The organism is Streptomyces sp. NPDC091972, assembly GCF_044756385.1.
Lineage (GTDB): Bacteria > Actinomycetota > Actinomycetes > Streptomycetales > Streptomycetaceae > Streptomyces.
Genome location: NZ_JBIVSV010000009.1, coordinates 41,823 through 65,781 on the forward strand (window position 1 = coordinate 41,823; position 23,959 = coordinate 65,781).

Consider the following 23,959-nt stretch of genomic DNA (forward strand, 5'->3'; position numbering starts at 1 on the left):
GGGGACCGGTCGCGCCCCCCGTGACGTTCCTCAGCTGTCGAGCCGGCCGGGGCCCAAGGGGACGGCCCGCTGGCGTGTTTTCGTCCCCGGGTGGACTGACCTGCGGAGGGCGGGTACTCGTCCGGCTCCGGAACGACTACCGCTGGAGGAGGCCGGAATGACCAGCAGCACGGAGACCGGCGGCGCGACCGGCACGCCGGACAAGGACTACAACCTGATCTGGTATGTGGAGGCGTGCCTGAGCAACGCGCTGCGGCTGGAGAGCTACATCCAGGACGCGGAGCGCGCCAAGGACACGGAGGTCGCCGACCTGTTCCGCAAGGCCCAGGCGGACAGCCGAAAGGGTGCCGAGCTCGGCAAGAAGCTCCTGCGCGCCCGCCTGAACGGCGGCTGACCCGGTAGGTGCGGAAGGGCCGGACAGACGGGTGTCCGGCCCTTCCGTCGTGCCGGAGACGCGTTGCCGCCGGGGCGCGGGTGCCTTACCGTCCCGACGTTCGACGCACGGCACCCACTCGACCCGGCCCCGCTCGAAGACGTCCTCGGACCCGGTGACTGAGGTGCCTTCCTGGACTGTCGCGAGGAGACACGCTCCGCGGCGGACCCTGCTGCACACCGAGGTGATGCGGCAGCACCTCCTCGTCGACCCCGTCGGGTGGCGCCTGAGCGGGCTCTTCGACTTCGAGCCCGCCATGATCGCGACGCGGCCTAAGACTTCGTGGGCGTCGGCGTGTTCGCACATCTACAGCGATCCGCCTTGGTCCATGCGGGAGTTGGGCGCGCCGGAGGAGGGAACGCCGAACGGGCCGACGGCGGCCTGGTTCGGGACGGACGGGCCGGTCCGACACACGGGACGCGCGGCCCGTACGACCGGTGGACGCCGGGTTCGTGCGGGTGCACGGCTCCGGCGCCCGCATCTGTCGGCTAAAAGGCCGCAGCTCATCACGGCACCACGACGTCCCGCAACCGTCGAAGGACCACGTGGTGGGTTCCGCCGGGCGCGCCCCCGGCGGAACCCACCACGTCAGGCGACGAGCGCGGAGACCTTGTTCCGGGTCCGCCCCGGTTCGAGGACCCGCTCGGCCAGGAAGCCGAACAGCAGCCCGAACGCCGCCCACAGCACGGCCTGGACGCCGAGGGAGGCCAGACGGAACTCCCACAGGTCGGTGGCCGGGAAGCCCTTCGGGGTGTTGTCCCCGGCGGGCAGGACGACCATCGCCACCGCCACCGCGGCGACGAAGGCCACGGCGGCCGCGGTGGAGGCGTTCCAGTTGCCCCAGCCCGGAGCGAGCCTGCGGCCCAGCAGGACCGCGCCGATCCCGAGGAGCACGCTGAGCGCGATCATCAGGACGAACAGGGCGGTGCGCTGGTCGATGCTGTCCGGGTCACCCACCGCGGGCGGGTTCGCCGGGTACTTGAGGGTCGGCACGAGGTAGACGGTGAGGAACCCGCCGAGCGCCGCGAGCCCCGCCGTCGCCCGTACGCCGATCCGGCCTACCCGGCCCAGCGCGAAGCAGAACGCCAGCGCCATGATGCCGCCGATGGCGACCCCGAAGACGAGGACGCCGGTGGCGAGTCCGGCCGTCGACTGCACGGAACGGCTGACGAGTTCCTCGCCGTGCTGGTGGGAGCCCGCCTCCTCGAAGGCGATGGCCGCGTCCACCGGACCCTCCCCGACCAGGTAGGCGAAGACGAAGGCCAGGACGCCGGCGCCGAGTCCGGCGAGCATGCCGCGCGCCAACAGGGCGCGTACGACTGTGGAGTTCATGATGACGGTCCCCGCCTCAGTGGCAGGGGAAGCCGAGCAGGTGGCGTGCGTCGTGCACCCACTCGTGGACGCCCTCGCCGGAGACGAGTGCGGTGGCGCCCTGTTCGGCGCCGACGAAGTACAGCAGGACCAGCATCAGGACGCCGAAGAAGACGGCCCAGGGGACGAGCGCCCGCACCGGCAACGGGGTGAGGGCAGGGGTGGTGGGCGTGGGGGCGGCAGTGGACTGCGCCATGGCGAGACCTCCTCGGGAACAACGCGTCCCGCATCGTGTGGAGCACTCGACGACGGCGTTGGGTCTGACTCACCGCCATCTCGTCGGCCGAGGGGCGGCACACAGTGGCGCGACCGTGCCGGGCTTGCACCGGACTTCCGTGGCGCCGTCGTCCTTGTCGTCCCAGATCGTAGGGGCAATGCGGGCCTCGGCCAACATGGCGTACGCCACCTACGATGAACCACCCTTGGCGACTCGACGAAAGGGCTCGCATGACCGTCCGGCTCACCCTGCTGTGCGCCGCCGCCCGCACGGAACGCGACGTCCGCTTCGCCGACGCCCCCCTCGACGAGCGGGCACTGCACCGGGTGCGGGCGCTCGCCGGAGCCTTCCCGCGTGCCGCCACCCGCTGTTCGGCACCCTCGCGGCGCTGCACCGAGACGGCCCGGACCCTCGGATGGGAGCCCTTCACACCCCAACCGGCGCTGCGGGACCTGGACATGGGCTCCTGGTACGGCCGCACCCTCGACGAGGTCGCGGCGGCCGACCCGGCGGGGCTGGCCGGCTGGCTCACGGACCCGCAGGCGGTGCCGCACGGCGGCGAGAGCGTGGCGCAGCTCTGCGACCGGGTGGCCGCCTGGCTGGACGCGCTGCCGTCCGACGCGGGACGGGTGCTCGCGGTGGTCGAACAGGCGGTGGCGCGGGCCGCAGTGGTGCACGCGCTGGGCGCACCGCCGCAGGCGTTCTGGCGGATCGACGTTCCGCCCCTGTCCACCGTGGAGCTCACGGGCCGCGCCGGGCGCTGGAACCTCCGGATGGCCGAGCTGCCGCTTAGCCCACGCCCACCACGGTGAGTCGTACCCGAGGGCCGCGGCGATCCCGAGCGGCCCGGGCGCGGTCGTCCAGCCGGCGGGCGGGACAGGCGAGGCGTGCCCGTGGTGCAGCGACCACCGGGCCACGGCACCGCCTATCCCGCCCCTGGCGATCTTTCCCCGGTCGCGTACGAAGCCCGGCGTCCAGGTGAGGCGGGAGTTGAAGGCCGCGTCGTGGCCCGGTGACATGGGAGGCGAGGAGCTCGGCGTGCGGCGCGGGTCCCAGGAGTTTGCGCACCGGCCCGTGCTCATCGGTGAGCCAGGAGGAGAAACCCGCCGTCGAACTCGCCGTCGTCCGGAAGGTGGTCACCCCGAACACCGACCGCAGAAAGTACGGGAGTTGGTCCGGGCGGTGTCCGGAGCGCCGCCGGGTACCTCCAACGCCGGTCGTGCCGGTCGGCGACCCGGTCCGGCGAGTCGCCCACCCCCCGGACCAGCCGTCGAGACCGGGCACGGGCCGCACCTCGTGGAACCGCTCGCCCAGAGTCGTCCCGGCGGCGGCCCCCAGCAGCCCGTCGCTGGGTCGAGCCCCGAGGCCTCGGCGGGATGCGCCGCGGGACCGCCCGGTGGGGGAGGGCCTGGCGCACGGTGGCGTGCTCCTCGCCGCGGACGCCGTGATCCTCCCGGTGCGCGGCGATCGGCTCGTCCCGTGTCGCCGCGGCGCCGCTCACCGCCGCCGGTGCGGTGAGCGTGACGAGGGACTTGGACAGCGACCTGGCATGGCAAGGGGGTCGTCGAGCCACGGGCGGATCAGGCGGGCCGCAGGACGAGCTCCCGCAGGGCCTTCGCCACGTCCGCCGGGGCCTCCTCCGCCATGAAGTGACCGCACGAGACGGTCGTGTGGTGAAGGTCCTCGGCCCAGGCACCCCACAGCGCGGTGGCCTCGAAGCCGAGCGCGGCGCCCCAGTCCTGCTGGAGCACGGTCACCGGCATGCCCAGCCTGTGCCCCGCGGCCCGGTCTGCCCGGTCGTGCTCGACGTCGATGCCCGCGGAGGCGCGGTAGTCGGCGACGATCGACGGCACCGCCTCGCGGCAGGCACGCAGGTACTCGGCCCGGACCCGCGGCGGGATCGCGTCGGGCCGGTTCGCCCACACGTCGAGGAAGTGCCCGAAGAACGCGTCCGCGCTCGCGGCGATCATCCGCTCGGGAAGACCGGGCGGCTGGGCCATCAGGTAGAGGTGGAAGGCGACCGCGGCCGACGTGCCGTGCAGGGCGTCCCACATGTCGAGCGTCGGCAGGACGTCCAGACAGGCCAGGTGGGAGACCGCGTCCGGGTGGTCGAGGCCCGCGCGGAAGGCCACCAGCGCGCCTCGGTCGTGCCCGGCCAGCGCGAACCGGGGGTGCCCCAGTTCGCGCGCGAGGGTGACGACGTCGTCGGCCATGGTCCGCTTGGAGTAGGTGCCGGGGCCGTCCTCGCGCGGCTTGTCGCTGTCGCCGTAACCGCGCAGGTCGGGGCAGATCACGGTGTGGTCGGCGGCCAGGTCCGCGGCGACATGGCGCCACATCAGGTGGGTCTGCGGGAAGCCGTGCAGCAGGACGACGGGCGTGCCGGTCCCTCCCACGGCCACCTGAAGGGACACGTCGTCGGCGACGGGGACGCGCTGGTACTCGAATCCGGCGATGGTGGGCTTCACGGCGGGGCTCTCCTCGGTGGTGCGGCGGGTGGGGCGGCATCGGCATAAGGGTCGGTGGTGCCGATGCCCCCAGCGTCCGGGGAGCGAATGAGCAACGGATGAACGCGTGTACGTTGAGGTGTGTGCGCGTGGTCGAGTTCGGGGTCCTGGGGGCCGTGGCCGCCTGGGACGGGAGCGGTGAGCCGATCGCCCTGCGGGGACCGAGGCACCGTGCCGTGCTGGCCCGCCTCCTCGTCGCCCGCCGCAAGGTCGTCCCCGTCTCCCGTCTGGTGGAGGACCTGTGGGCGGGGGAGCCGCCGGCGGACGCGGTCGGCGCCGTCCGGACCTTCGTGGCCGGACTGCGGCGCGCGCTGGAACCCGAGCGGCCCCGCCGGACCCCGTCCCGCCTCCTCGTCACCGAGGGCCCCGGCTACGCCCTGCGCACCGAACCCGCCCACGTCGACGCCTGGCGGTTCGAGCACACCGTCGCCGCGGCGGCCGACCTGCCTCCCGCACAGGCGGCGCCCCGGCTTACCGAGGCACTGGAGCTGTGGCGCGGCCCCGCCTACGCCGACTTCGCCGAGGAGACCTGGGCCCGGGCGGAGCGCTCGCGGCTCGCCGGGCTCCGGCTGACCGCCGTGGAACGCCGGGCCGAGGCCCAGCTCGCCCTCGGTGCCGCCGCCGACGCGGCCGCGGACCTCGACGCCCATGTGGCCGAACACCCCTGGCGGGAGGACGGCTGGCAGCTGCTCGCCGTCGCCCTGTACCGCTCGGGCCGCCAGGCGGACGCCCTGTCCGTCCTGCGGCGCGCCCGGGAGCTGCTGCGCGAGCACCTCGGGGTGGAGCCGGGCCCCCGGCTGAGCCGCACCGAACAGGACATCCTGCGGCACGCCGGCCACCTGGACCCGGGCCCCACCGATGCGGCCGCACAGGTCTGGGCGGAGGCGTCGGCGTCGTACGAGAGCATGGTGCCCCTGCGGGCCCGCACCCGGCTGGAGTCGACCGCGGTGCTCATGCGCGACCTCGCCGTCACCGGGGGCGGCGGGCTGGAGGCGGCACGGCGGCACCGGGCCGCGGCCGTGGCGGCGGCCGAGCAGCTCGGCGACCCGCAGCTGACGGCCCGGGTCATCGGCGTCTACGACGTGCCCGCCGTCTGGACCCGCTCCGACGACCCGGACCAGGCCGACCGGCTGGTGGGCGCGGCGGAACGCACCCTGCGCCTGCTGCCGCCGGGCGGGCACGAGGCGGCGAGGACACGGCTCCTGGCCACCGTGGCGGTGGAGTCCCGCGGCACCCTCCCGGACGGGACGCGCGCCCTCCAGGCCGCCCACCAGGCCGTGGCGAGCGCCCGGCGGCTCGAAGACGCCAACCTGCTCGTCTTCGCCCTCAACGGCCTGTTCATGCAGTCCTTCGAGCGGGCCGGACTCTCCGCCCGGCGGGACGGGATCGGCGCGGAGATCGCCGAAGTCGCCGCCCGGCACGGCCTGTTCACCTACGAGGTACTCGGCCGGCTGATCCGGATGCAGGCCCACAGCGCCACCGCCGACTTCGCGGCCGCCGACGAGCACGCGGCCGCCGCCGACGCGCTCGCCGAACGCCACGAACTGCCCCTGGTCGCCGTCTTCACCACGTGGTACCGCGCGCTGCGCACCGCGGCGACGGAGCCCCCGCACCGCGGGGAGGCCGCGTACCGTCAGGCCGCCAAGTCCCTGACGGGCGCGGGCATGCCCGGTCTGGAACGCGGACTGCTGCCCCTGGCCCTGCTGTGCCTGCGGCTGCACCACGGGCTTCCCGTCACCGCCGACCCGCACACCGACTGGGGTCCCTACGAACCGTTCGTGCGGCCTCTGTTGCTGCTCGCCGAAGGGCAGGACCGGGACGCCGTACGCCTGTTGGCCGGTGTTCCCGAACCGCCCGGTGACCTGCTGTACGAGGCCCTGTGGAGCCTGCTCGCCCGTGCGGCGATCCAGGTGGGCGACCGTGCGCTGATGCGGCGCGCCCGAAGTGCGCTCGAACCGGCCCGGGGTGAACTCGCGGGCGCCGCGAGCGGAGTGCTCACCGCGGGCCCTGTGGCGGGCCATCTGGACGCACTGGCAGCCGCTTTCACCGTGCACGCATCTTGACCTCGGTCGAACCACCGGCTTAGCGTTCGGGCGTTCACAGCGATTGAAACGATTCAATGGCACTGGTTCAAGAGCACCTTGGGGCACCCCATGCATGAAGCCATCCCGCAGCGCGGCGGAATGTCCCGGCGCGCGGTCCTGGCCGCCGGACTGACCGCAGGCGCCGTCGCGGCGCTCGGAGCGGCGGTCCCGGCCGCCGCCTCGGGGACGACGACGGACAACTGGTTCGCCGCTCCCGTGAAGTCCGTGCGGCCGCGGTTCCGCTGGTGGTGGCCGGACGGCCTCGTCGACCCGGACGAGATCGCCCGGGAGATCGACCAGATCGCGGACGCGGGCTTCGGCGGCGTGGAGATCGCGGCCGTCCACCACAGCATCAAGGACAAGTCGGTCCTGGACACCGCGCACCACGGCTGGGGGAGCAGACCCTGGCGGGACGGTGTCGAGGCCGCGCTGCGCCGCGCGGTGCGAAGAGGGCTCACCGTCGACATCACCCTGGGCCCCAGCTGGCCCGTCGCCGTCCCCGGTCTCACGCCCGACGACGAGGCCGCCGCCCAGGAACTCGCCCACGGCCGCGCCGCGGTGACCGGCGGAAGCACCTACCAGGGCCCCGTCCCGCCGCCCGTCCACGCCCCGGCCTCAGGGGTCACCCGCCAGCGGCTCCTCGCCGTGCAGGCCGCCCGCGTCGAACCCGCCTACTCCACCCGCAAGGAGACCGGCCTCGACCTCGCGAGCGTCCAGGACCTCACCGCGACCGTCACCGACTCCACACTGACCTGGACGGCCCCCGCGGGCGGCGACTGGGTGATCGTCTCCTACTGGGCGCGCGGCTCCGGCCAGCAGCCCGAGTCGGGCCCCCACTCCGCCCCGGCCGCCTACGCCGTCGACCACTTCAGCCCCAAGGGCACCGACGCGGTCACCTCCTACTGGCAGGACCACATCCTCCCCCCGTCCCTGCGGAGCCTGCTGCGGGCCGCGGGCGGCTCCTTCTTCGAGGACTCCGTCGAGCTGGAGACCGACGGCCTGACCTGGACGCCCCTGCTGCCCGAGGCCTTCGAGAAGCACACCGGACGGCCCCTGCTGCCGTACCTGCCCGCTCTCGTCCTGGACAACGGCAACCAGGTCTTCGCCTTCGAGGCCCAGCTGACCCGGCAGATCCGGCACGACTTCTGGGAGACCGTCTCCGGCCTGTTCAACCGCAACCACCTGACGGCCCTGCGGGACTGGGCGCACACCCTCGGCATGACCCTGCGCTCGCAGCCCTACGGTCTCCAGACGGACGCCATCGCCTCGGCGGCGATCCTCGACATCCCCGAGGGCGAGTCGCTCGGCTTCAAGAACCTGGACGACTACCGCTGCCTGGCCGGCGGCCGGGACATGGCCGGGCGGACCGTCCTGTCCTGCGAGGCGGGCGCCTACAACGGTTCCGCGTACAGCACCACTTGGGACCGCTTCCTGCGCACCATGGGCGGCGCCTACGCGGCCGGCGTCAACCAGACCGTCGTGCACGGCTTCTCCTACGCCACCGCCCCCGGGGTCGCCTGGCCCGGCTTCGCGGCCTTCAGTCCGTACAACGGCACCGCCGGTTACGGCGAGTCCTGGGGCCCGCGGCAGCCCACCTGGCGGCACGCCGAGGACATCTCCGGCTATCTGGGCCGGGTCCACCAGGTGCTCCAGAGCGGTACCGCGCGAGCGGACGTCGCCGTGTTCCGGCAGACCGGCTACACCGCCACCGGCATCGGCGCCTCCTGGTTCACGGCGACCGGCGTCCCGCTCGGCTGGAGCCACCAGTTCCTCAGCGGCCCCCTCCTCGACCTGCCCTCCGCCAAGGTCTCCGGCGGCCGGCTCGCCCCCGACGGCCCCGCCTACAAGGCACTGTTCGTCGAGGGCGACTTCTTCTACGGCTCCACCCCGACCCTCGCCGTCGAGGACGCCCGCAAGATCCTCGCCCTCGCCGAGGCGGGGCTGCCCGTGGTCCTGTTCGGCGCCTTCGACCAGGCCCTCACTCCCGGCGTCCCGGACCAGGGCGAGACGGACCGGCTGCGCGACCTCGTCGCCCGGCTGCTCGCCCTTCCCCATGTCGTCCGGGTCACCGACAAGGCCGCGATCGGCGACGCCCTCGCCGGGCTCGGCGTGCGCGCAGACGTGCGGTACGCGACCTCGTCCACGCTTCTCAACGCCCACCGGGTCACCGCCGACGCGGACTTCTACTACCTCTGCAACGGCAAGCACGCCGAGACGGTCAAGCCGCCCGTGGCCGCGATCGACCACGACGTCACCCTGCGCCGCACCCGCGGCGGCCGGACGGTGCCGTATCTCCTCGATCCCTGGACGGGCGAGGCGACCCGGCTCGCGCGCTACACCGAGGACGGGGACGACTTCACCCTGCGGGTCACCCTCCAGCCCGGCCAGACGATGATCGTCGCCCTGGGACGGCCGGGTCTGTTCGGCGACCGGTACGGCAGCAGCCCGCACGCCGAGACGACCGACGCCGACGCGGTGCTGTTCACCGAGCGCGGGCTGACCGTGCGCGCCCGCACGGCCGGTACCTGGACCACCCGCCTGTCCCAGGGCCGCACCGTCACCACCAGGACGCCCGCCGTGCCCGCGCCGATCACCCCGGACCGGTGGGAACTGGAGGTCGACGACTGGTACCCGGGCCCGGACGCCACCCGCACCGGGCACGTCCGGCGCAGCCTCACGCTCGACACGCTCAGGCCCTGGTCGCAGATCCCCGAACTGGCCGACTCGGCGGGCGTCGGGCGCTACCGCACCACGGTCACCCTGCCGGCCGACTGGACGTCGTCCCACGGCGCCGTGCTGGAGCTCGGGCAGGTCAGCGACACGTTCCGGGTGAGCGTCAACGGGCGGCGGCTGCCCGCGGCCGACCGGCTCCACCCCGTCGTCGACCTCGGCTCCTGCCTGCGGCGCGGTGACAACACCATCGAGGTCGAGGTGGCGACCCCGCTCGTCAACCGGCTCAGGGTCGAGCAGCCCGCCGTGTTCGGCGGGGTCGCCCGCCAGGACCACGGTCTCGTGGGGCCGGTGCGACTGGTGCCGTACGCGCAGGTGGCCGTGGGCTGACCGGCCCGCGCAGGTCGCGGGCGCCGACTCGTCCCGTGCCGGCCGGGACGAGTCAGGCGTCTCCCCGGGGAAGAGCGCAGTACAGGAACAGGTGCGGTTCGGCGGCGCCCTCGGGGTGGTCCGGGGTGAACTCCACGAGCCGCTCCGACTCCACCGTCAGACCCGCGGCGCGCGCTACGGCCACCACGTCCTGCGCGGCGAAGCTGGTCGCCCGGACGGCCTGGCCCATGAACTCGATCGGCAGGTCCTCCACGTCGGCCGGCACGGTCGCGAGGACCAGGGAGCCACCGGGCCGCAGGGCCCGCGCCAGCCGCCCCAGCACCTCCGACTGCTCGGCGCGGGTCATCTGGAGCAGCGAGAAGTACACGCACACCGCGTCGAACGAACCCTGGACCAGTGGCAGTTCGCGGATGTCTGCCTGGCGGAAGGTGGCCTCGGGCACCTGCCGCGCGGCGAGCTCGACCATGACCGGGGAGACGTCCACCCCCAGCACCTCGTGGCCCGCCGCGGCCAGTGTCGACGCGGTGGGCCGGCCGGTGCCGCTGCCGACGTCCAGCACCCGGCTCCCGGGAGCCAGCCTCCCGAGCAGCCACTGCAACGACTCCAGGTGGGCCTCGGAACGGGCGAACGCCTTCTCGTACTCCAGGCCCAGTGCGTCGAAGACCACGGCTGCCGGCTGTCCTCGGTCGGCCACGACTCAGCTCCCCCCTCGCGGTTCCCGGCATCGTAGCCCGGCGGCACCCTGCCCTGCCCCGGCTTGCGGACGAAAGCCGGGGCAGGGCAGGGTTCGACCGTGGCCACCTTGCTGATCGTGCATCACACCCCCTCGCCCAACTGCCAGGCGATGTTCGAAGCCGTCGTCTCCGGGGCCACGGCACCGGAGATCGAGGACGTCCGCGTGGTGCGCCGCGCGGCCCTGTCCGCCACCGCTTCGGACGTGCTGGAGGCGGACGGCTACCTGCTCGGCACCCCGGCCAACCTCGGCTACATGTCCGGCGCCCTCAAGCACTTCTTCGACCAGGTCTACTACCCGTGCCTCGACGAGACGCGCGGCCGCCCGTTCGGCGCCTACGTGCACGGAGGCAACGACGTCACCGGTGCCCTGCGCGGCATCGAGTCGATCACCACGGGGCTCGGCTGGCGGCGTGCCACCGATCCGGTGACTGTCACCGGAGAGCCGGGCAAGGCCGACATCGAGGCGTGCTGGGAGCTGGGGGCCACCGTCGCGGCCGGGCTGATGTCCTAGAGGGCGGTCTCCGCGCCGCCGCCCGGGGTGACGAGGCCGCTCTCGTAGGCCAGGACGACCGCCTGGACGCGGTCGCGCAGGTCCAGCTTCGACAGGATCCGCCCGATGTGCGTCTTCACCGTCGTCGGGCTGAGGAACAGCCGCTCCGCGAGCTCGGCGTTGCTGAGCCCCGTCGCCAGCAGCCGCAGCACCTCCAGCTCGCGCGGGGTGAGCCCGGACAGGTCCCGGTGCAGGCCGGCCGAAGGAGTCGCCTCCTCCCGCTGGGCGAAGCGCTCGATCAGCCGGCGGGTGATCGCGGGTGCCAGCAGGGCGTCTCCCGACCGCACCAGCCGTACGGCGGCCACCAGGTGCTCGGGCGTGACGTCCTTGAGGAGGAAACCGCTGGCCCCGGCGGTGAGCGCGGCGTAGACGTAGTGATCGAGGTCGTACGTGGTCAGGATGATCACGCGGACCTCGCCCGCGGTGTCCTCGGCGAGGACGCGCCGGGTGGCCTCGATGCCGTCCATGCCCGGCATCCGGATGTCCATGAGGACGACGTCGGGGCGGGTCCGCCGGACGGCGGCGACCGCCTCCGCCCCGTCCGCCGCCTCCGCCGTCACCTCGATGCCGTCCGCGGTGAGGATCATCCCGAACCCCGTCCGTACGAGGGCCTGGTCGTCGGCGATGACGGCCCGCAGCCGGTCGCCGCCCACCTCGTTCACACCGTTCGCCACGGCACCTCCGCTCTGATGCGGAAACCGCCGGCCGGGGTCGGACCCGCCGTCAGCTCGCCGCCGTAGACCGCGAGACGCTCGCGCAGGCCGATCAGCCCGCGGCCGTTCCCGTCCGCGGGCGCCCCCTCGCGGACGGCGCCGGTGTCCACGACCTCGATCTCCAGCATGTCGTCCGACCAGCCGACGGTGACGACGGCCTCGGCACCGGGAGCGTGCTTGAGGGTGTTGGTCAGCGCCTCCTGGACCACCCGGTACGCCGTGAGGTCCACACCGGGCGGCAGCGGCTCAGGGGGCAGCGAGACCGCCACGCCGACCGGTGTCCCGGCGGCCCGCACCCGGTCGACCAGGGCGTCCAACCGCCCCAGTCCCGGCTGCGGTTCGAGGCCGTCGGCGGGGGAGTCCGCACGTCCGGTGTCCGGCGCGGCCAACAGGCCCATCACGTGGCGGAGTTCGGCCATCGCGGCCCGGCCCCCGGCCTCGACCGCGAGCAGCGCCTCCTTGGACCGCTCGGGAGCCACGTCCATGACCTTGCGGGCGGCGCCCGCCTGGATGACCATCACGCTCACATTGTGGGTCACGACGTCGTGCAACTCCGCGGCGATCCGGGCCCGTTCCTCCTCCACGGCCCGGCGGGTCGCCTCCTGGTGCGTCCGCTCCAGCGCGGCGAACCGGTCCCGGCTCGTCGCGAGGCGCCGCCGCCCGAGGCGGACCACGCTGGCCAGCACCCCCGCCACCAGCAGCACCACCCCGGGACTCGACCAGCCCGGCAGCACCGGCTGCGTCGACCGGAAGGCCACACCGGCGAGGACGGCGGCGACGACCAGCCCGGCCATCGCCCCCACCCGGTGCCGGCTGTGCATCACCGCGCTGTACGTGCCGATGACGCAGGTCAGGACGTTGATCCAGGAGGCGTCGTCGCCGATGGCCAGCCCCGCGCAGAGCACCACCGCGAACACGGTCAGCGGAAACCGCCGACGCGCGGCCAGCGGCAGCGCCGACAGCACCACCAGGACCCAGGGCGGTGCGGCGGCCGGGTCCTCGATCCCCGCGCCCGGGATCTCGGGAGGCACGGGCGGCACCGGCACGCCGTTCTCGAACCTCGACATCCGCACCGGCCCGTCGCCGGGATAGCGCGACGCCACCACCAGCGCGACCACCGTCAGCAGCACGGCCAGCAGCACGTCGAACCACACCGACCGCCGTGACAGCGCGGCGCCCCTCGCCTCCGGCCGCAGCGCGAGACGCACCTGCCGACGCCATCCCCGCAGGTACTCCGTCTCCATGCGCCCATTCTCGCCGCCCCCGGCGCCCCGGCGCGTCCGCCCGCGCGACCAACGCCCCCTCCGCCGGGCGTACTTCGCAGGGATGACCCCGCCCGCCGGTCCTCCGCACGGAGGGGCCCGTCTCGGTGCCGCGGCCGACGCGCCCGGGGCCCGTTCCTCCCTACCTTCACCAGGCCGGCAAGGACACGACTCGACGACCGACAGGACGGGCACCTCCCATGACCGCAGTGATCGAACTGAAGGGCGTGGCCAAGCGCTACGACCAGGCCGGCGCACCCGCGCTCGGACCGCTCGACCTCTCCGTCGCCGAGGGCGAGGCCCTCGCCGTGACCGGCCCTTCCGGCAGCGGCAAGTCCACGCTGCTGAACCTCGTCGCGGGCCTCGACAAGCCGACCGAGGGCACCGTGACCGTCGCCGGGCAGCGGGTCGACCGGCTCGGCGAGCACGCCCTGGCCCGGTTCCGCCGTGAACGGATCGGCATGGTCTTCCAGTTCTTCAACCTCCTGGACGACCTCACCGTCCTCGACAACATCCGGCTTCCCGCCCAGCTCACCGGGACCTCCCGGCGCAGGACCGAGGCACGGGCCCAGGAGCTCATGGCGGTCCTGGGCATCGAGAAGCACGCCCGCGCCCACCCCGGCCGACTCTCCGGCGGCGAACGCCAACGCGTCGCCGTCGCACGGGCGTTGGTGAACCGGCCCGCGCTGCTGCTCGCCGACGAACCGACCGGCGCCCTCGACAGCGCCTCCGGCCAGGACGTCCGGGAACTCCTCGTCGACCTGCACCGCGGCGGACAGACCATCGTGCTGGTCACGCACGACCCGGCCCTGGCCGAGGCCTGCGCGAGCCGCACGGTCCACCTCGTCGACGGCCATGTCGCCCTCGACTCCCGTACGGAGGCCGTGCGATGACCGGCCCCCTCGTCCGCGTCGTACGCGCCGGGGTGGGCCGGCGCCGGGTGCAGACCGTCGCCGTCGCCGTCGCCACGATGATGGCCGTGGCGGCGGCCGTGGTCGCCGGTTCCCTCATGGTCGTCTCGAACGCGCCCTTCGACCACGCCTTCGCCGCGCAGAACGGCGCCCACCTCACCGCCGAGTTCGACCCGGACAAGGCCGGCGCCGCGCGGATCGCGGCCACCGGGAAGCTGGCCGGTGTCACGGCGAGCGCGGGACCGTACCCCACCACGATCCTGCGGGCGGCCGACTCCGCGGGCCGGCAGCCCCCGGCCATGACCCTGGTCGGCCGCACCGGCCCGCGGGCCGCCGTGGACGACCTCGACCTCACGGCCGGCCGGTGGGCGAGAAGAACGGGCGAAGTCGTCCTCGGCTCCGCCTACCAGGGGCCCGCGTTCCAGGTGGGCGACACCCTGACCGCCTCCGGCACCACGCTCACAGTCGTCGGCTTCGCCACGTCCGCCAGCAGGACCGCCGACGCGTGGGCGACTCCCGCACAGGTGCGGGCACTCGCCGCGAAGGACGGTCCGGTCAGCAGCCAGATGCTCTACCGCTTCGACTCGGCGGGCTCGAAGGACGAGATCGCCGCGGACCGCAGGAAGCTCCTCGCCGCCGTGCCGTCCGGGGCGCTCCTCGGCACCCAGTCCTACCTCGACACCAAGCGTGCCGCCGACCAGGGGGCCGCCCCCACCATCCCGTTCCTCGTCGCCTTCGGGGTCCTCGGCATCGTCATGTCGGTGATCATCGTCGGCAGCGTGATCAGCGGCGCGGTCGGCACCGGCCTGCGCAGGATCGGGATCCTCAAGGCCATCGGCTTCACCCCGCGCGAAGTGGTCCGCGCCTACCTGGCCCAGGCCCTCGTCCCGGCGACCGCGGGCATCGCGCTCGGAGTCGTCCTCGGCAACCTGCTGGCCGTACCGCTCCTCGACGACACCGAGCAGGCGTACGGCACCGCCTCCCTGTCCGTCGCCTGGTGGGTGGACGTCGTGGTCCCCGCCGGGGCGCTCCTGGTCGTCGGGCTCGCCGCCTTCGTCCCCGCGCTGCGCGCCGGGAGGCTGCGCACGGTCGAGGCCATCGCCGTCGGCAGGGCCCCACGCACCGGACGAGGCCAGAGGGCGTACCGCGCGGCGGGCCGGCTGCCGCTGCCCCGAGCGGTGACCTACGGCCTCGCCGGTCCCTTCGCGCATCCGGTCCGCGCCCTCGCCATGCTCCTCGCCGTGGCCTTCGGCACGATCGCGGCGACCTTCGCCGTCGGACTCACCTCCTCACTGAACGAGGTCAGCGCGGTGCAGGACCCCGAGGACCGTTCCGCGGTCACCGTGTTCACCGGCGGTCCGGGCGTCGCCGGCGGCGAGCACGTCCCGGCGCCGGGCACCCCGGAGCCCGAGCCGGCCGACCCGGCGAAGGTGAGCGCCGCCATCAAGGCGCAGCCGGGCACCGCCTCCTCCTACGGGCTCGGCCAGCAGGACGCCACCGTGGCCGGGGTGTCCGGAACCGTCCGGGCCCGCCTGTACCAGGGCGACTCCGCGCGTGGCGGCTACGCCATGATCTCCGGGCACTGGCTCACCGGCGCCGGCCAGGTCGTGGTGCCCGGCCGGTTCCTCGACAGCACCGGCACCGAGATCGGCGACACCGTGCGCGTGACCGTCGGCAAGGAGACGGTCGCCCTGAGGATCGTCGGGGAGGCCTTCGGCACCTCGGACGACCCCTTGGAGATCCAGGTGGACCAGGCCGACTTCCCCGCGACGAAGCCCCAGGTCTTCCTCGTCGACCTGGAACCGGGTGTCACCGCGGCCGCGTACGCCGAGGAACTCGCCGAGCGGGTCGAGCCCCTCGGCGCCGACGCCCGGGTCAACTCCCCTTCCCGGCAGGACAACTTCGTGTTCATCCTGAACACGATGGCCGTCCTGCTGACCCTGATGCTCGTCTGTGTCGCGGGCCTGGGCGTCCTCAACTCCGTCGTCCTGGACACCCGCGAGCGCGTCCACGACCTGGGCGTGTTCAAGGCGCTCGGCATGTCGCCCCGGCAGACCGTGAGCCTCGTCCTCGCCTCGGTGGCCGGCATCGGCGTGCTCGGCGGGCTCGTCGGCGTCCCCGCCGGCTACGCGCTGCACGGTTTCGTGCTCCCGGTGATGGGACACGCGGCGGGCACCGAACTGCCCAGGTCCGTCCTCGATGTCTACGACACCCCCCAACTGGTCCTGCTGGGCCTGGCCGGACTCGTCATCGCCCTGCTCGGCGCACTGCTCCCGGCGGTGTGGGCGGCGGGGTCCCGGACGGCGACGGCACTGCGCACGGAGTAGCCGTCACCCCTCCCCACGCAGGCTCAGCACCACGTCGCGGGGCAGGCCGTGGGTGTCGTGGAGGTAGTCGTAGTCCTCCTCGCTCAGCGGCCCCCGGTACCGCGGCCCGGACAGCAGCCGCCGGCCGCGCTCCAACAACCTGTCGAACCGGCGTTCCTCCTCCAGCAGCACGTCCCGCACCGGACCCGTCCCCGGGTCCGTGCGGAAGTGGTCCAGCGTGTGCTGGAGGAGCTCGGCCGGCAGGTCGGAGAGGGTGCGGGACGGATCGTCGCGCCGCAGGGTGGTGAGCAGCCGGCGCACCAGGCGGCGCAGGACGTATCCGCGGCCGGTGTGGGACGGCCGCACCCCGTCGCCGATCACGACGACGGCGGAGCGCAGGTGGTCGCAGACCAGCCGCAGCGACGGCACGTCGAGCGGCCACAGGGGCGGCAGCAGCCGCGTCCAGGGCTCGAACAGATCGGTCTCGTACACCGAGTCGCGGCCCTGGAGGACGGTGACCAGGCGTTCCAGGCCCATGCCGGTGTCGATGCCGGGGCGCTCCAGCGGCTGGAGCGAGCCGTCCCGGTGGCGCCGGTAGCGCATGCCGACGTGGTTCCAGATCTCCACCCAGCGCGGATCGGTGGTGGGGGTCCCCCGGGGCGGGGTGCGGCCGGTCCACACGAAGATCTCCGAGTCCGGGCCGCACGGGCCGACCGGGCCGTTGGACCACCAGTTGTCCTCCCCGGTGAGCTCCACGGGGATCTCCAGCTCCTCCCAGGTGCGCAGGGAGTCGAGGTCGGGGCCCACCTGCCCGTCGCCGCCGAAGACGGTGACGTGGAGCCGGTCGCGGGGGATGCCGAAACCGTCGCGGAGCAGTTCGTAGCCCCAACGAAGGCTCTGCGGGTGGCCGTAGTCGCCGAGCGACCACGAGCCGAGCATCTCGAACACCGTCAGGTGCGTGGAGTCGCCGACCTCGTCGAGATCGGTCGTCCGCAGACAGCGCTGCACGTTGACGAGGCGGCGGCCCCCCGGATGCGGGCGGCCCTCCAGGTAAGGGGTGAGCGGATGCATGCCCGAGGTGGTGAACAGCACCGGGTCGCCGGGCGGGGGGAGCAGCGTGCTGCCCGTGATCAGGTGGTGCCCGCGCTCACGGTAGAAGTCGGTGAAGACGCGGAGGGTGCGGTCGGTGTCCATGGTGTGGTCCTTCGGTCTCGTGGGACCGGAAACGACCACGGGAACAGCGCGACGGAAAGTCCCGCACCGGCGGTCCGTTTCCGGCCGCCGGGGGAGAGGGGGAGGTCAGGCGTCGGCAGCCGGCGAGCTGGTCGCTCGCGCGGCTGCGAGGGTGGTACGGCTGACGGTCTCCATGCGTTCAACGGTACGCACGGCCGTCCCCGCCCGTCACTCGGTTTTCCCGGAGAAGGCGCCGTCGTAGCCCCTGCGCCGCTGCGGCGGCCGCACCAGCGGCCGGCCCCCGTGCGCCGCGTGCGCCTCGAGCAGCGCGACCCGCAGCGCCCGGCGGATGTCCGCGGGCAGGCTGCCCGCGTCGGGCCAGCGCACGACATGCCGGGCCACGTCCCGCAGCTTGGTGTTGGTGCGCTGGGAGACGGTCTTCAGGACCTCCCACCCGTGCTCGGGGCGGAGACCGCTGAGGGCGACGACGACCCCGATGGCCTGGTCGACCACGGCGTGCGAGACGAGGGCCTGCCGGAGCTGGGCGACTTCCGTCTGTAGTTCCTCGACCTTCGCGGCCAGCTCTTCGTGTTGCGTCATGCCCTGCCTGTCGCCCTCTCCCCCTGTCGCCCGGCGACTCCGACGGTCGCCGCCCCGTCCAGCCTGCCCGCCCGTGCCAAAGGTGACGAGCCAGCGGACGCACACCTTGTGACCTGCCAGGACAGAAAACGAAACCGGTCCGCAGCTTCGCGACGTTCGCGGGTATGTGCGAGTGAGGAGAAGACAAGAGGAGGCCGTCGCCGCGATGGAGACGCTGACGTTCGACAGCGACGATCTGGACCGTACCGAGGAGTTCCTCAGCCAGGCGTACGCGAAGATGCGCATCGGCAACGGCAGCCCGGACAGCAGCCGGGCGCGGATCCACCGCAACGCCATCGACTCGGTCAGCGTCGACGAGCTCGACCTGGACTTCGACATGAGCTACGCGGTCACGCCATTGGGCCGGATCTGCCTGTGCGTGGTCCACGAGGGCACTATCGAGGACCACGTGTACCAGGGGGTCTCGGACTCCTTCGGCCCCGGCGACGTGGTGTCCTTCGCCCCGCCGGAGCTGTCCTACGCCGGCCGCATCCACGCGGCCCGCTACAACATCACCATGCTGGACCCGGACCTGCTCGGCCAGGTCGCGGCCACCGCCGACCCCCGGCGTACGGAACCGGTCCGGCTGACCGGGCACCGGCCGCTCACCCCCGCCGCGGGCGAGCGGCTGCGGGCGACCATCCGCTATGTGCAGGACCACGTCCTGGCGGACGCCGCGGTCGCCGACCAGCCGCTGGTGGCCTCCACCGCCGCCCAGCATCTGGCCGCGGCCGTCCTGGCCACCTTCCCCAACACCGCGGTCACCGACCCCACCGGCCCCGACCGCCAGGACGCCCGTCCCGCCGCCCTGCGCCGCGCCCTCGCCTACATCGACGACCACGCCGACCGGCCCCTCACGGTCGTCCAGATCGCCGAGGCGGCCCACATCAGCGTCCGCGCGCTCCAGTACGCCTTCCGCCGGCACCTGGACACCACCCCGCTCGCGTACCTCCGCCAGGTCCGCCTGGCCCACGCCCACGACGAGCTGGCGGCGGCCGACCCCGAGAACGGGTCCACGGTCACCGGCATCGCCGCCCGCTGGGGCTTCTACCACCCGGGCCGCTTCGCCACCCTGTACCGGGACACCTACGACCGCTCACCGCGCCTTACCCTGCGCGAGGACTGAGACCTCTCCGCCGCTGGTGACAAAGCGTCCACCGGCTCCTGCGTTCTTGTGAGCAACTCCGGAGGGTGCGGCCCGCGCCGCCCTACGGTCCCCGCATGAACACGAGTCGCAGCAGAGGAAACAGGTGGCGCACCGCAGCGCTGGCGGTGCTGCTGACCACCGGGGCGTTCACCGTGTCGTCGCCGACCGCCCAGGGAGACAGCGCGAGAACCGAGACGGCCGTGGCCACGAGCGGCGGCGTCACCGAGACCCTGGTGCGGGTGAAGCTCCCGCTGCCCGCGTCCTTCGGCGCCCGGCCCGCGGCGTGCGACTGGCTGTCGTACCTGCGCTACCGGTCCGCCGACGGCCCCGCGGCACCGGCCGCCGCCGACCGGGTCCTGATCGCCCAGCCGGGCATCCTGGAGGGTGCGGGAGCCTTCGACAGCGTCGCCCGCAACACCGTGGCCCGCGCCGCCGAGCAGGGCCGGCACATCGAGTTCTGGGCCCTGGACCGGCGCTCCAACTGCCTGGAGGACCGCACCGGCATCGCCTCCGGCGACCAGCACACCGCCGTCGACTACTACTACCGCGGCAAACAGGTCCAGGGCCGCACCTTCGCCGGGTTCGCCGGCAACGACGAGCTCGGATGGATGGCGAGGCTCGGCATCGAGCAGACCGTGCGCGACGAGTACGACCTGCTCACCGCCGAACTGCCCGACCCGGGCGTCCGCCAGGACAAGGTGCTGTGCGGCGGCCACTCCCTCGGCGGAGTCGTCACCGGCTACTTCGCCACCGCCGACTTCGACGGCGACCGGGCCACCACCGCCGACGCCGGACACAACCAGTGCGCCGGCTGGTTCGCCCTCGACACCACCGTCTCCACCTCGCTCGGCGATCTGAGCGGCAGCATCCCGGACGACGCCGACCTGCCCGACGTGGGCCTCGGTTACGGCGTCGTGCAGGCCGGACTCGACAGCGGACTGTTCCCGCGCTCGCTGTCCGCGCCCGTCCTGCTCAACCCCGAGACCATGACCCTGCTCACCATCGCGGGCGTGGGCGCCCTGCAGGACCCCGGCGGCGAGGCCGACCTGCCGTCCTATCTGCCCGCCAATACCAACATCGAGGCCACCAACCGCTTCCTGTTCTCCAAGGACATCGCCGCCTTCCTCACCGGCTCACCCGGCGTGAAGGACTTCCGGCTCACCACCCAAGCCGTGCTGGGCGCCCTCATGGACGACCAGTCCGTACCGCTCGCCTTCCTCCAGAGCAGCGTCGGCTTCTTCGACGGCGGACCGGTCACCGACAAGAACTTCCCTGCGGCCAACGGGAGTTCGTCGCAGCCCGGCCTCTTCGGCACCGAGTACAAGGCCATTCCCGCCGTGCCCCACGGTCCGCTCTACACCTGGCGCACCTACGACCGTGTCGGCGATCCGGACGACCCCGGGTACCTGTCGTCGGACGGGACGCCGTTCACCGACGTCGGCAAGGAGGTCACCGACATCCAGGAGCTGGCCCGCAGCATGGCCGCGCAACCGCTGGACTTCACCGAGCAGTACTTCCCGACCAAGCTCGTCACCGACCTCGAACTGTCCACCTCACCGCAGGTGAAGCGGCTCGTCGTGCACCCGGACGGGCTCACCGCCAACCCGACGCTCACGGTCCTCGCCGGCGACGGACTGCTCGCCGGCCGGGTCCCCGCCGGCCTGCACCCCGTGGTCGCGGACGGCTACCAGCACCTCGACGTGCTGACGGCCGCGCCGGTGCAGAACAACGGCCGGCCCGAGCCGGTGTCCACCGCGCTGACGGAGTTCGCCCGTTCGCCCCGCTGACCTCCGCACGTGGAAGGGCCCGGGAGGAGTTGTCCTCCCGGGCCCCTCCGCGCGGTCGACCCGCTCAGACCTTGCCCGCGGCGAAGGTCGCCGCCGCGTCGGCGTTCGCCGTGTAGCCGAGGTGGGCGAGCGTGTCGTTCCCGCCCGCCTCGCAGACGGGGTCGCCCTTGGCACAGAAATCGACGGTGCGGCTCTGGTACGTGCCGGTGACGCTCTTGCCGATCGCCCGGATCGGGTTGCCGAACAGCAGCACCGCGGCCACCCGTGACTCCAGTGCGGCGGGAATGGTGGCCACGATGGGACTTCCGACCACCGCGCCCGCGCTGCTGATGCCGATGGAGTTGTCGACGACGTTCGCGCCCTGCGAATAGCCGACCAGAACGAAGCGCTGGTTCGGACAGGCGGCCGCCTGGCTGGTCACGTGGTTCACCAGATCCGCGTTGCCCTGCGCGGCCGAGGTGAGGGAGAGGTCCGCGGGATAGTTCACCTTGTAGCTGCTCAGGCTGCGGCCGCTGATTTTCCGTTGCAGTGCGGAGTAGACCGGGTCGCCGACGATCAGTCCGAGGCCGCCGGGCTCGAACGTGCCGCGAGCGGCCACGACGTCGATGTCCGAGCAGGCCGCGGCAGCCGCCGGCGATGCCGGGAGGGTGGCCACGCAGGCCCCGCCGACCAGCGAGAGCGCGGCCAGACACAAGCGAATACGCATGGGGGGATCCTTTGAGGGTGGGGCGTGTGAAACGCCTGTGGAAAGGATGTCCCGAACGTATTCGCTGGACCATCTCCGGTGTTATGGACGGGAATTCAGGAATTCCTCGTCTTTTTGTGCGGTGGTGAGTGCCAAGATGAGATCGAGACGCGAACCGGGATCGTGCAGCGCGTCCCCGAAAACCTTCTCCAGCTGACGCAGCCGATAACGCACGGTCTGCGGATGCACATGGAGGCGGGCGGCGACGTCGGGCACATTGCTGCCGCTGAGCAGCCAGGCCAGCAGCGTCTCGGCGAGCCGCTCCCGTTGCCCCTCCGACACCGTGCCGAGCGGAGCGAGGACCCGCCCCCGGAGCTGGTCGAGCATCGGTTCGTCGCTGTGCAGCAGCAGGGTCGACAGGTGGTCCGCACAGCGCACCACGCCCTGCCGGGGAAGGATCCCGCGACCCATCAGCCCCAGCGCCCGGGTGGCCCAGCGCAGTGACTGCGCGGCCTCGGCGAGCGGCACCGTGGGCCCGATCGCGGCCGGCCTCCCGCGCAGTGCGAGGCTGAAGGCCCGCCCGCCGAAACGCCCGGAGCCGTCCGGGTCGGGGATCAGCATCCGCGGCGGCCGCGACTCCATGTCCACCAGCGCCCCCGCCGCGGCCAGCGGCCGGTCCTCCTCCCGCTGGTCCGGGGTGGCCGCGAGCGCGACGACCGCGACCTGCCTCGGCACCGGCCACCGGGCGCCGTGCGCCAGGTCCTGCACCGCCGCCGCGGCGACCGGCCCCTCGTCGAGCAGCAGGCCCAGCAGGCGTCTGCGCCGCCGTTCCAGCTCGTCGGTGTTGTGCGCGCGGGTCTCGGAGTACCCGGCCGCCGCCGCCTCCGCGACCTCGTGGACCGTGCGGAAGGCGAGCTCGCCCAGGGTGGTGACCACGGCGGAGTCGAGGCCGAGTTCCTCCGCCGTACGGCCCATCAGCCGCCAGGCGTGCAGCCCCCCGACCCGCAGCGCGCACTGCAGGGCGTCCAGACTGCGCCCCTCCAGGGCCTCGCCGCGCCCGAGTTCGTAGTACGTCGCCGCGATCGCGTCCCCGCGGCCGCGCGGGTCGGCGATGTGGTCGACGAACAGGGTCAGCGCCTGCACCACACCGGCTCTGAGGTTCTCCCGGTAGGTCCCGTCGGCCGGGCGCGCGTACTCCGGCACTTGCCGGCGGACCGCCTCCTCGACCTCGTCGGCGACGTCCTCCAGCCGGGAGCGCAGCAGGTCGGCGAGATCGGGCGGTACCGGGGCGGCACCGAGGTTCTCCGGAGCACCGTGCGGCACGGGGGTGGCCAAGGCGGGCCCTCCTTTCACCCGGAAGCGGCTCACCCGCGGACTGTTGCCCGTGGGGCGGGGGGTGAGTCCTGTGTTGGACGGACGGCCCCCGCGTTGCGTTCCGTGCCCCGACGGCAGCGACTTCACTCCGGCACCCCCAGCCCACGGGCGAGCATCGGCCACGAGGCGGTGAACTCCCGCTTCCAGTAGGCCCAGTCATGTCCGCCTCCCGCGTAGAAGTGCGTGGTGACCGGGATGCGCAGCAGCGCCAGCTTGTCGGTGAAGCCGTGCGCGGACGGCCACAGGGCGCTCTCCAGAGCCTCGGGCAGCCAGTCGCCCGTGCCGCCCGCGAGCCCGCTGCCGCAGGAGACGTACAGGGCGGTGCCGCGCAGCCCTGTCGCCCTGTCCCGCGGGTTGAAGTCGCGCCAGGTGAGCAGGTTCAGGAAGGGGTTGCCCCACAGGGACGCGGGCGCCAGGTTCTCGCGGGCCACGATGGCGTCCACGAGGGCGGGCACACCCGGCGCCATGGTGTCGAGGATGCCGCTGTAGGAGGCCGCGGCGGTGAAGGTGCCCGGGTGGCGGGCCGCGTGCGCCATCGCGCCGTAGCCGCCGGTGGACACCCCCGCGACGACCCGTGTTCCGGAGGCCCGGTAGTCGCGGGTGAGCAGCGCATGGACCTCCTTGAGCTGGAAGGTCTCGTAGTCGGGCCCGCCGCGCCAGGCGGTGGGGATGCCCGTGGGGCCCGCGTCGGGCATGGCCACGATCAGGTCCCGGCCCTCGGTGAACGCCTCGATGTCCGTCTCCCGGGTCCAGGACGTGTAGTCGTCGTGGGCGCCGTGCAGCAGGTACAGCACCGGGTAGGTGCGGGTGGGCTGCGCCTCGAACCCGGACGGCAGGATCAGCCGCACCGGGGCGCTGCGGCCCAGGGCGGCGGAGGGCACGGACACGTCCCTGGTGCGTGACCCGAGCGCGGAGGCGGTCCCGGCGCCGAACAGGGCGGCCAGACCGGCGCCGGCCGCGGCCTTGGTGACGGTGCGTCGGGACACTCCGGTGGTGCGTCGGTGCATG

General features: G+C 73.5%; 20 protein-coding genes. 9 read left to right on the forward strand and 11 right to left on the reverse strand.

Going from position 1 to position 23,959, the window contains the following annotated elements; translation table 11 throughout:
* The first annotated feature begins 157 nt into the window (after positions 1–157).
* Complete coding sequence (locus ACIQJT_RS25635) at positions 158–394, forward strand: hypothetical protein (protein ID WP_053849142.1); 237 nt, start codon at positions 158–160, stop codon at positions 392–394.
* A gap of 627 nt (positions 395–1,021) precedes the next feature.
* On the opposite strand, the gene ACIQJT_RS25640 is transcribed toward ACIQJT_RS25635, so the two are convergent.
* Complete coding sequence (locus tag ACIQJT_RS25640; RefSeq protein ID WP_402647134.1) at positions 1,022–1,765, reverse strand: CbtA family protein; 744 nt, start codon at positions 1,763–1,765, stop codon at positions 1,022–1,024.
* A 16-nt stretch (positions 1,766–1,781) separates the two neighbouring features.
* On the reverse strand, positions 1,782–2,000 hold the full coding sequence (locus tag ACIQJT_RS25645) for a CbtB-domain containing protein (protein ID WP_007379672.1): 219 nt from the start codon (positions 1,998–2,000) through the stop codon (positions 1,782–1,784).
* A 251-nt stretch (positions 2,001–2,251) separates the two neighbouring features.
* Between ACIQJT_RS25645 and ACIQJT_RS25650 the strand changes: the two genes are divergently transcribed.
* On the forward strand, positions 2,252–2,833 hold the full coding sequence (locus tag ACIQJT_RS25650) for a histidine phosphatase family protein (RefSeq protein ID WP_402647137.1): 582 nt from the start codon (positions 2,252–2,254) through the stop codon (positions 2,831–2,833).
* A gap of 768 nt (positions 2,834–3,601) precedes the next feature.
* Here ACIQJT_RS25650 and ACIQJT_RS25655 read toward each other — a convergent pair.
* Positions 3,602–4,486: an alpha/beta fold hydrolase gene (locus ACIQJT_RS25655; protein WP_402647140.1), complete on the reverse strand. Its 885-nt coding sequence runs from the start codon at positions 4,484–4,486 to the stop codon at positions 3,602–3,604.
* Between the two features lie 122 nt (positions 4,487–4,608).
* Between ACIQJT_RS25655 and ACIQJT_RS25660 the strand changes: the two genes are divergently transcribed.
* Complete coding sequence (locus ACIQJT_RS25660; protein WP_402647142.1) at positions 4,609–6,588, forward strand: BTAD domain-containing putative transcriptional regulator; 1,980 nt, start codon at positions 4,609–4,611, stop codon at positions 6,586–6,588.
* Positions 6,589–6,678: 90 nt separating this feature from the next.
* A complete protein-coding gene (locus ACIQJT_RS25665) occupies positions 6,679–9,669 on the forward strand; it encodes a glycosyl hydrolase (protein WP_402647144.1) in 2,991 nt (996 codons plus the stop codon).
* 52 nt (positions 9,670–9,721) lie between these two features.
* Here the strand turns inward: ACIQJT_RS25665 and ACIQJT_RS25670 are convergent, their stop codons facing one another.
* Complete coding sequence (locus ACIQJT_RS25670; protein WP_402647147.1) at positions 9,722–10,363, reverse strand: class I SAM-dependent methyltransferase; 642 nt, start codon at positions 10,361–10,363, stop codon at positions 9,722–9,724.
* A 99-nt stretch (positions 10,364–10,462) separates the two neighbouring features.
* Here ACIQJT_RS25670 and ACIQJT_RS25675 point away from each other — a divergent pair, with 99 nt between their 5' ends.
* Entirely contained in the window at positions 10,463–10,915 is a 453-nt protein-coding gene (locus tag ACIQJT_RS25675; protein ID WP_053849133.1) for a flavodoxin family protein, read from the forward strand.
* On the opposite strand, the gene ACIQJT_RS25680 is transcribed toward ACIQJT_RS25675, so the two are convergent.
* Together ACIQJT_RS25680 and ACIQJT_RS25685 are read right to left on the reverse strand one after the other, a co-directional pair.
* Entirely contained in the window at positions 10,912–11,628 is a 717-nt protein-coding gene (locus ACIQJT_RS25680) for a response regulator (protein ID WP_402647151.1), read from the reverse strand. The two genes, ACIQJT_RS25675 and ACIQJT_RS25680, sit on opposite strands and share 4 nt — an antisense overlap.
* Positions 11,613–12,911: a sensor histidine kinase gene (locus ACIQJT_RS25685; protein ID WP_402647154.1), complete on the reverse strand. Its 1,299-nt coding sequence runs from the start codon at positions 12,909–12,911 to the stop codon at positions 11,613–11,615. Before ACIQJT_RS25685 ends, ACIQJT_RS25680 begins: the two co-directional genes overlap by 16 nt.
* Positions 12,912–13,129: 218 nt before the next feature.
* Between ACIQJT_RS25685 and ACIQJT_RS25690 the strand changes: the two genes are divergently transcribed.
* Entirely contained in the window at positions 13,130–13,822 is a 693-nt protein-coding gene (locus ACIQJT_RS25690) for an ABC transporter ATP-binding protein (protein WP_402647156.1), read from the forward strand.
* Positions 13,819–16,167, forward strand: a complete 2,349-nt coding sequence (locus ACIQJT_RS25695; RefSeq protein ID WP_402647159.1) for an FtsX-like permease family protein — start codon at positions 13,819–13,821, stop codon at positions 16,165–16,167. Before ACIQJT_RS25690 ends, ACIQJT_RS25695 begins: the two co-directional genes overlap by 4 nt.
* Positions 16,168–16,170: 3 nt before the next feature.
* Here ACIQJT_RS25695 and ACIQJT_RS25700 read toward each other — a convergent pair whose 3' ends face one another.
* Positions 16,171–17,340, reverse strand: coding sequence for an alanine--tRNA ligase-related protein (locus tag ACIQJT_RS25700; RefSeq protein WP_402647162.1), 1,170 nt, complete (start codon positions 17,338–17,340; stop codon positions 16,171–16,173).
* Positions 17,341–17,547: 207 nt separating this feature from the next.
* On the reverse strand, positions 17,548–17,919 hold the full coding sequence (locus ACIQJT_RS25705; protein WP_402647164.1) for an ANTAR domain-containing protein: 372 nt from the start codon (positions 17,917–17,919) through the stop codon (positions 17,548–17,550).
* A gap of 205 nt (positions 17,920–18,124) precedes the next feature.
* Between ACIQJT_RS25705 and ACIQJT_RS25710 the strand changes: the two genes are divergently transcribed.
* On the forward strand, positions 18,125–19,084 hold the full coding sequence (locus ACIQJT_RS25710) for a helix-turn-helix transcriptional regulator (protein ID WP_402647166.1): 960 nt from the start codon (positions 18,125–18,127) through the stop codon (positions 19,082–19,084).
* A gap of 95 nt (positions 19,085–19,179) precedes the next feature.
* Positions 19,180–20,892 carry a hypothetical protein gene (locus ACIQJT_RS25715; RefSeq protein WP_402647169.1) on the forward strand — a complete coding sequence of 571 codons (1,713 nt, stop codon included), beginning with the start codon at positions 19,180–19,182 and terminating at the stop codon, positions 20,890–20,892.
* A gap of 64 nt (positions 20,893–20,956) precedes the next feature.
* Here ACIQJT_RS25715 and ACIQJT_RS25720 read toward each other — a convergent pair whose 3' ends face one another.
* The 3 genes from ACIQJT_RS25720 to ACIQJT_RS25730 form a co-directional block, all read right to left on the reverse strand.
* Positions 20,957–21,598 (reverse strand): cutinase family protein, encoded by a 642-nt coding sequence (locus ACIQJT_RS25720; protein WP_402647171.1) that lies wholly within the window; start codon positions 21,596–21,598, stop codon positions 20,957–20,959.
* A gap of 81 nt (positions 21,599–21,679) precedes the next feature.
* Positions 21,680–22,912 (reverse strand): helix-turn-helix domain-containing protein, encoded by a 1,233-nt coding sequence (locus tag ACIQJT_RS25725; RefSeq protein ID WP_402647174.1) that lies wholly within the window; start codon positions 22,910–22,912, stop codon positions 21,680–21,682.
* Between the two features lie 122 nt (positions 22,913–23,034).
* Complete coding sequence (locus ACIQJT_RS25730) at positions 23,035–23,958, reverse strand: alpha/beta hydrolase (RefSeq protein ID WP_402647176.1); 924 nt, start codon at positions 23,956–23,958, stop codon at positions 23,035–23,037.
* Between the last annotated feature and the right edge of the window lies 1 nt (position 23,959).

Coding starts and splice junctions, on each gene's coding strand:
- ACIQJT_RS25635 (WP_053849142.1), top strand. CDS start 158: ATGACCAGCAGCACGGAGACCGGCGGCGCGACCGGCACGCCGGACAAG.
- ACIQJT_RS25640 (WP_402647134.1), bottom strand. CDS start 1,765: ATGAACTCCACAGTCGTACGCGCCCTGTTGGCGCGCGGCATGCTCGCC.
- ACIQJT_RS25645 (WP_007379672.1), bottom strand. CDS start 2,000: ATGGCGCAGTCCACTGCCGCCCCCACGCCCACCACCCCTGCCCTCACC.
- ACIQJT_RS25650 (WP_402647137.1), top strand. CDS start 2,252: ATGACCGTCCGGCTCACCCTGCTGTGCGCCGCCGCCCGCACGGAACGC.
- ACIQJT_RS25665 (WP_402647144.1), top strand. CDS start 6,679: ATGCATGAAGCCATCCCGCAGCGCGGCGGAATGTCCCGGCGCGCGGTC.
- ACIQJT_RS25685 (WP_402647154.1), bottom strand. CDS start 12,911: ATGGAGACGGAGTACCTGCGGGGATGGCGTCGGCAGGTGCGTCTCGCG.
- ACIQJT_RS25690 (WP_402647156.1), top strand. CDS start 13,130: ATGACCGCAGTGATCGAACTGAAGGGCGTGGCCAAGCGCTACGACCAG.
- ACIQJT_RS25695 (WP_402647159.1), top strand. CDS start 13,819: ATGACCGGCCCCCTCGTCCGCGTCGTACGCGCCGGGGTGGGCCGGCGC.
- ACIQJT_RS25700 (WP_402647162.1), bottom strand. CDS start 17,340: ATGGACACCGACCGCACCCTCCGCGTCTTCACCGACTTCTACCGTGAG.
- ACIQJT_RS25705 (WP_402647164.1), bottom strand. CDS start 17,919: ATGACGCAACACGAAGAGCTGGCCGCGAAGGTCGAGGAACTACAGACG.
- ACIQJT_RS25710 (WP_402647166.1), top strand. CDS start 18,125: ATGGAGACGCTGACGTTCGACAGCGACGATCTGGACCGTACCGAGGAG.
- ACIQJT_RS25715 (WP_402647169.1), top strand. CDS start 19,180: ATGAACACGAGTCGCAGCAGAGGAAACAGGTGGCGCACCGCAGCGCTG.
- ACIQJT_RS25720 (WP_402647171.1), bottom strand. CDS start 21,598: ATGCGTATTCGCTTGTGTCTGGCCGCGCTCTCGCTGGTCGGCGGGGCC.
- ACIQJT_RS25730 (WP_402647176.1), bottom strand. CDS start 23,958: ATGCACCGACGCACCACCGGAGTGTCCCGACGCACCGTCACCAAGGCC.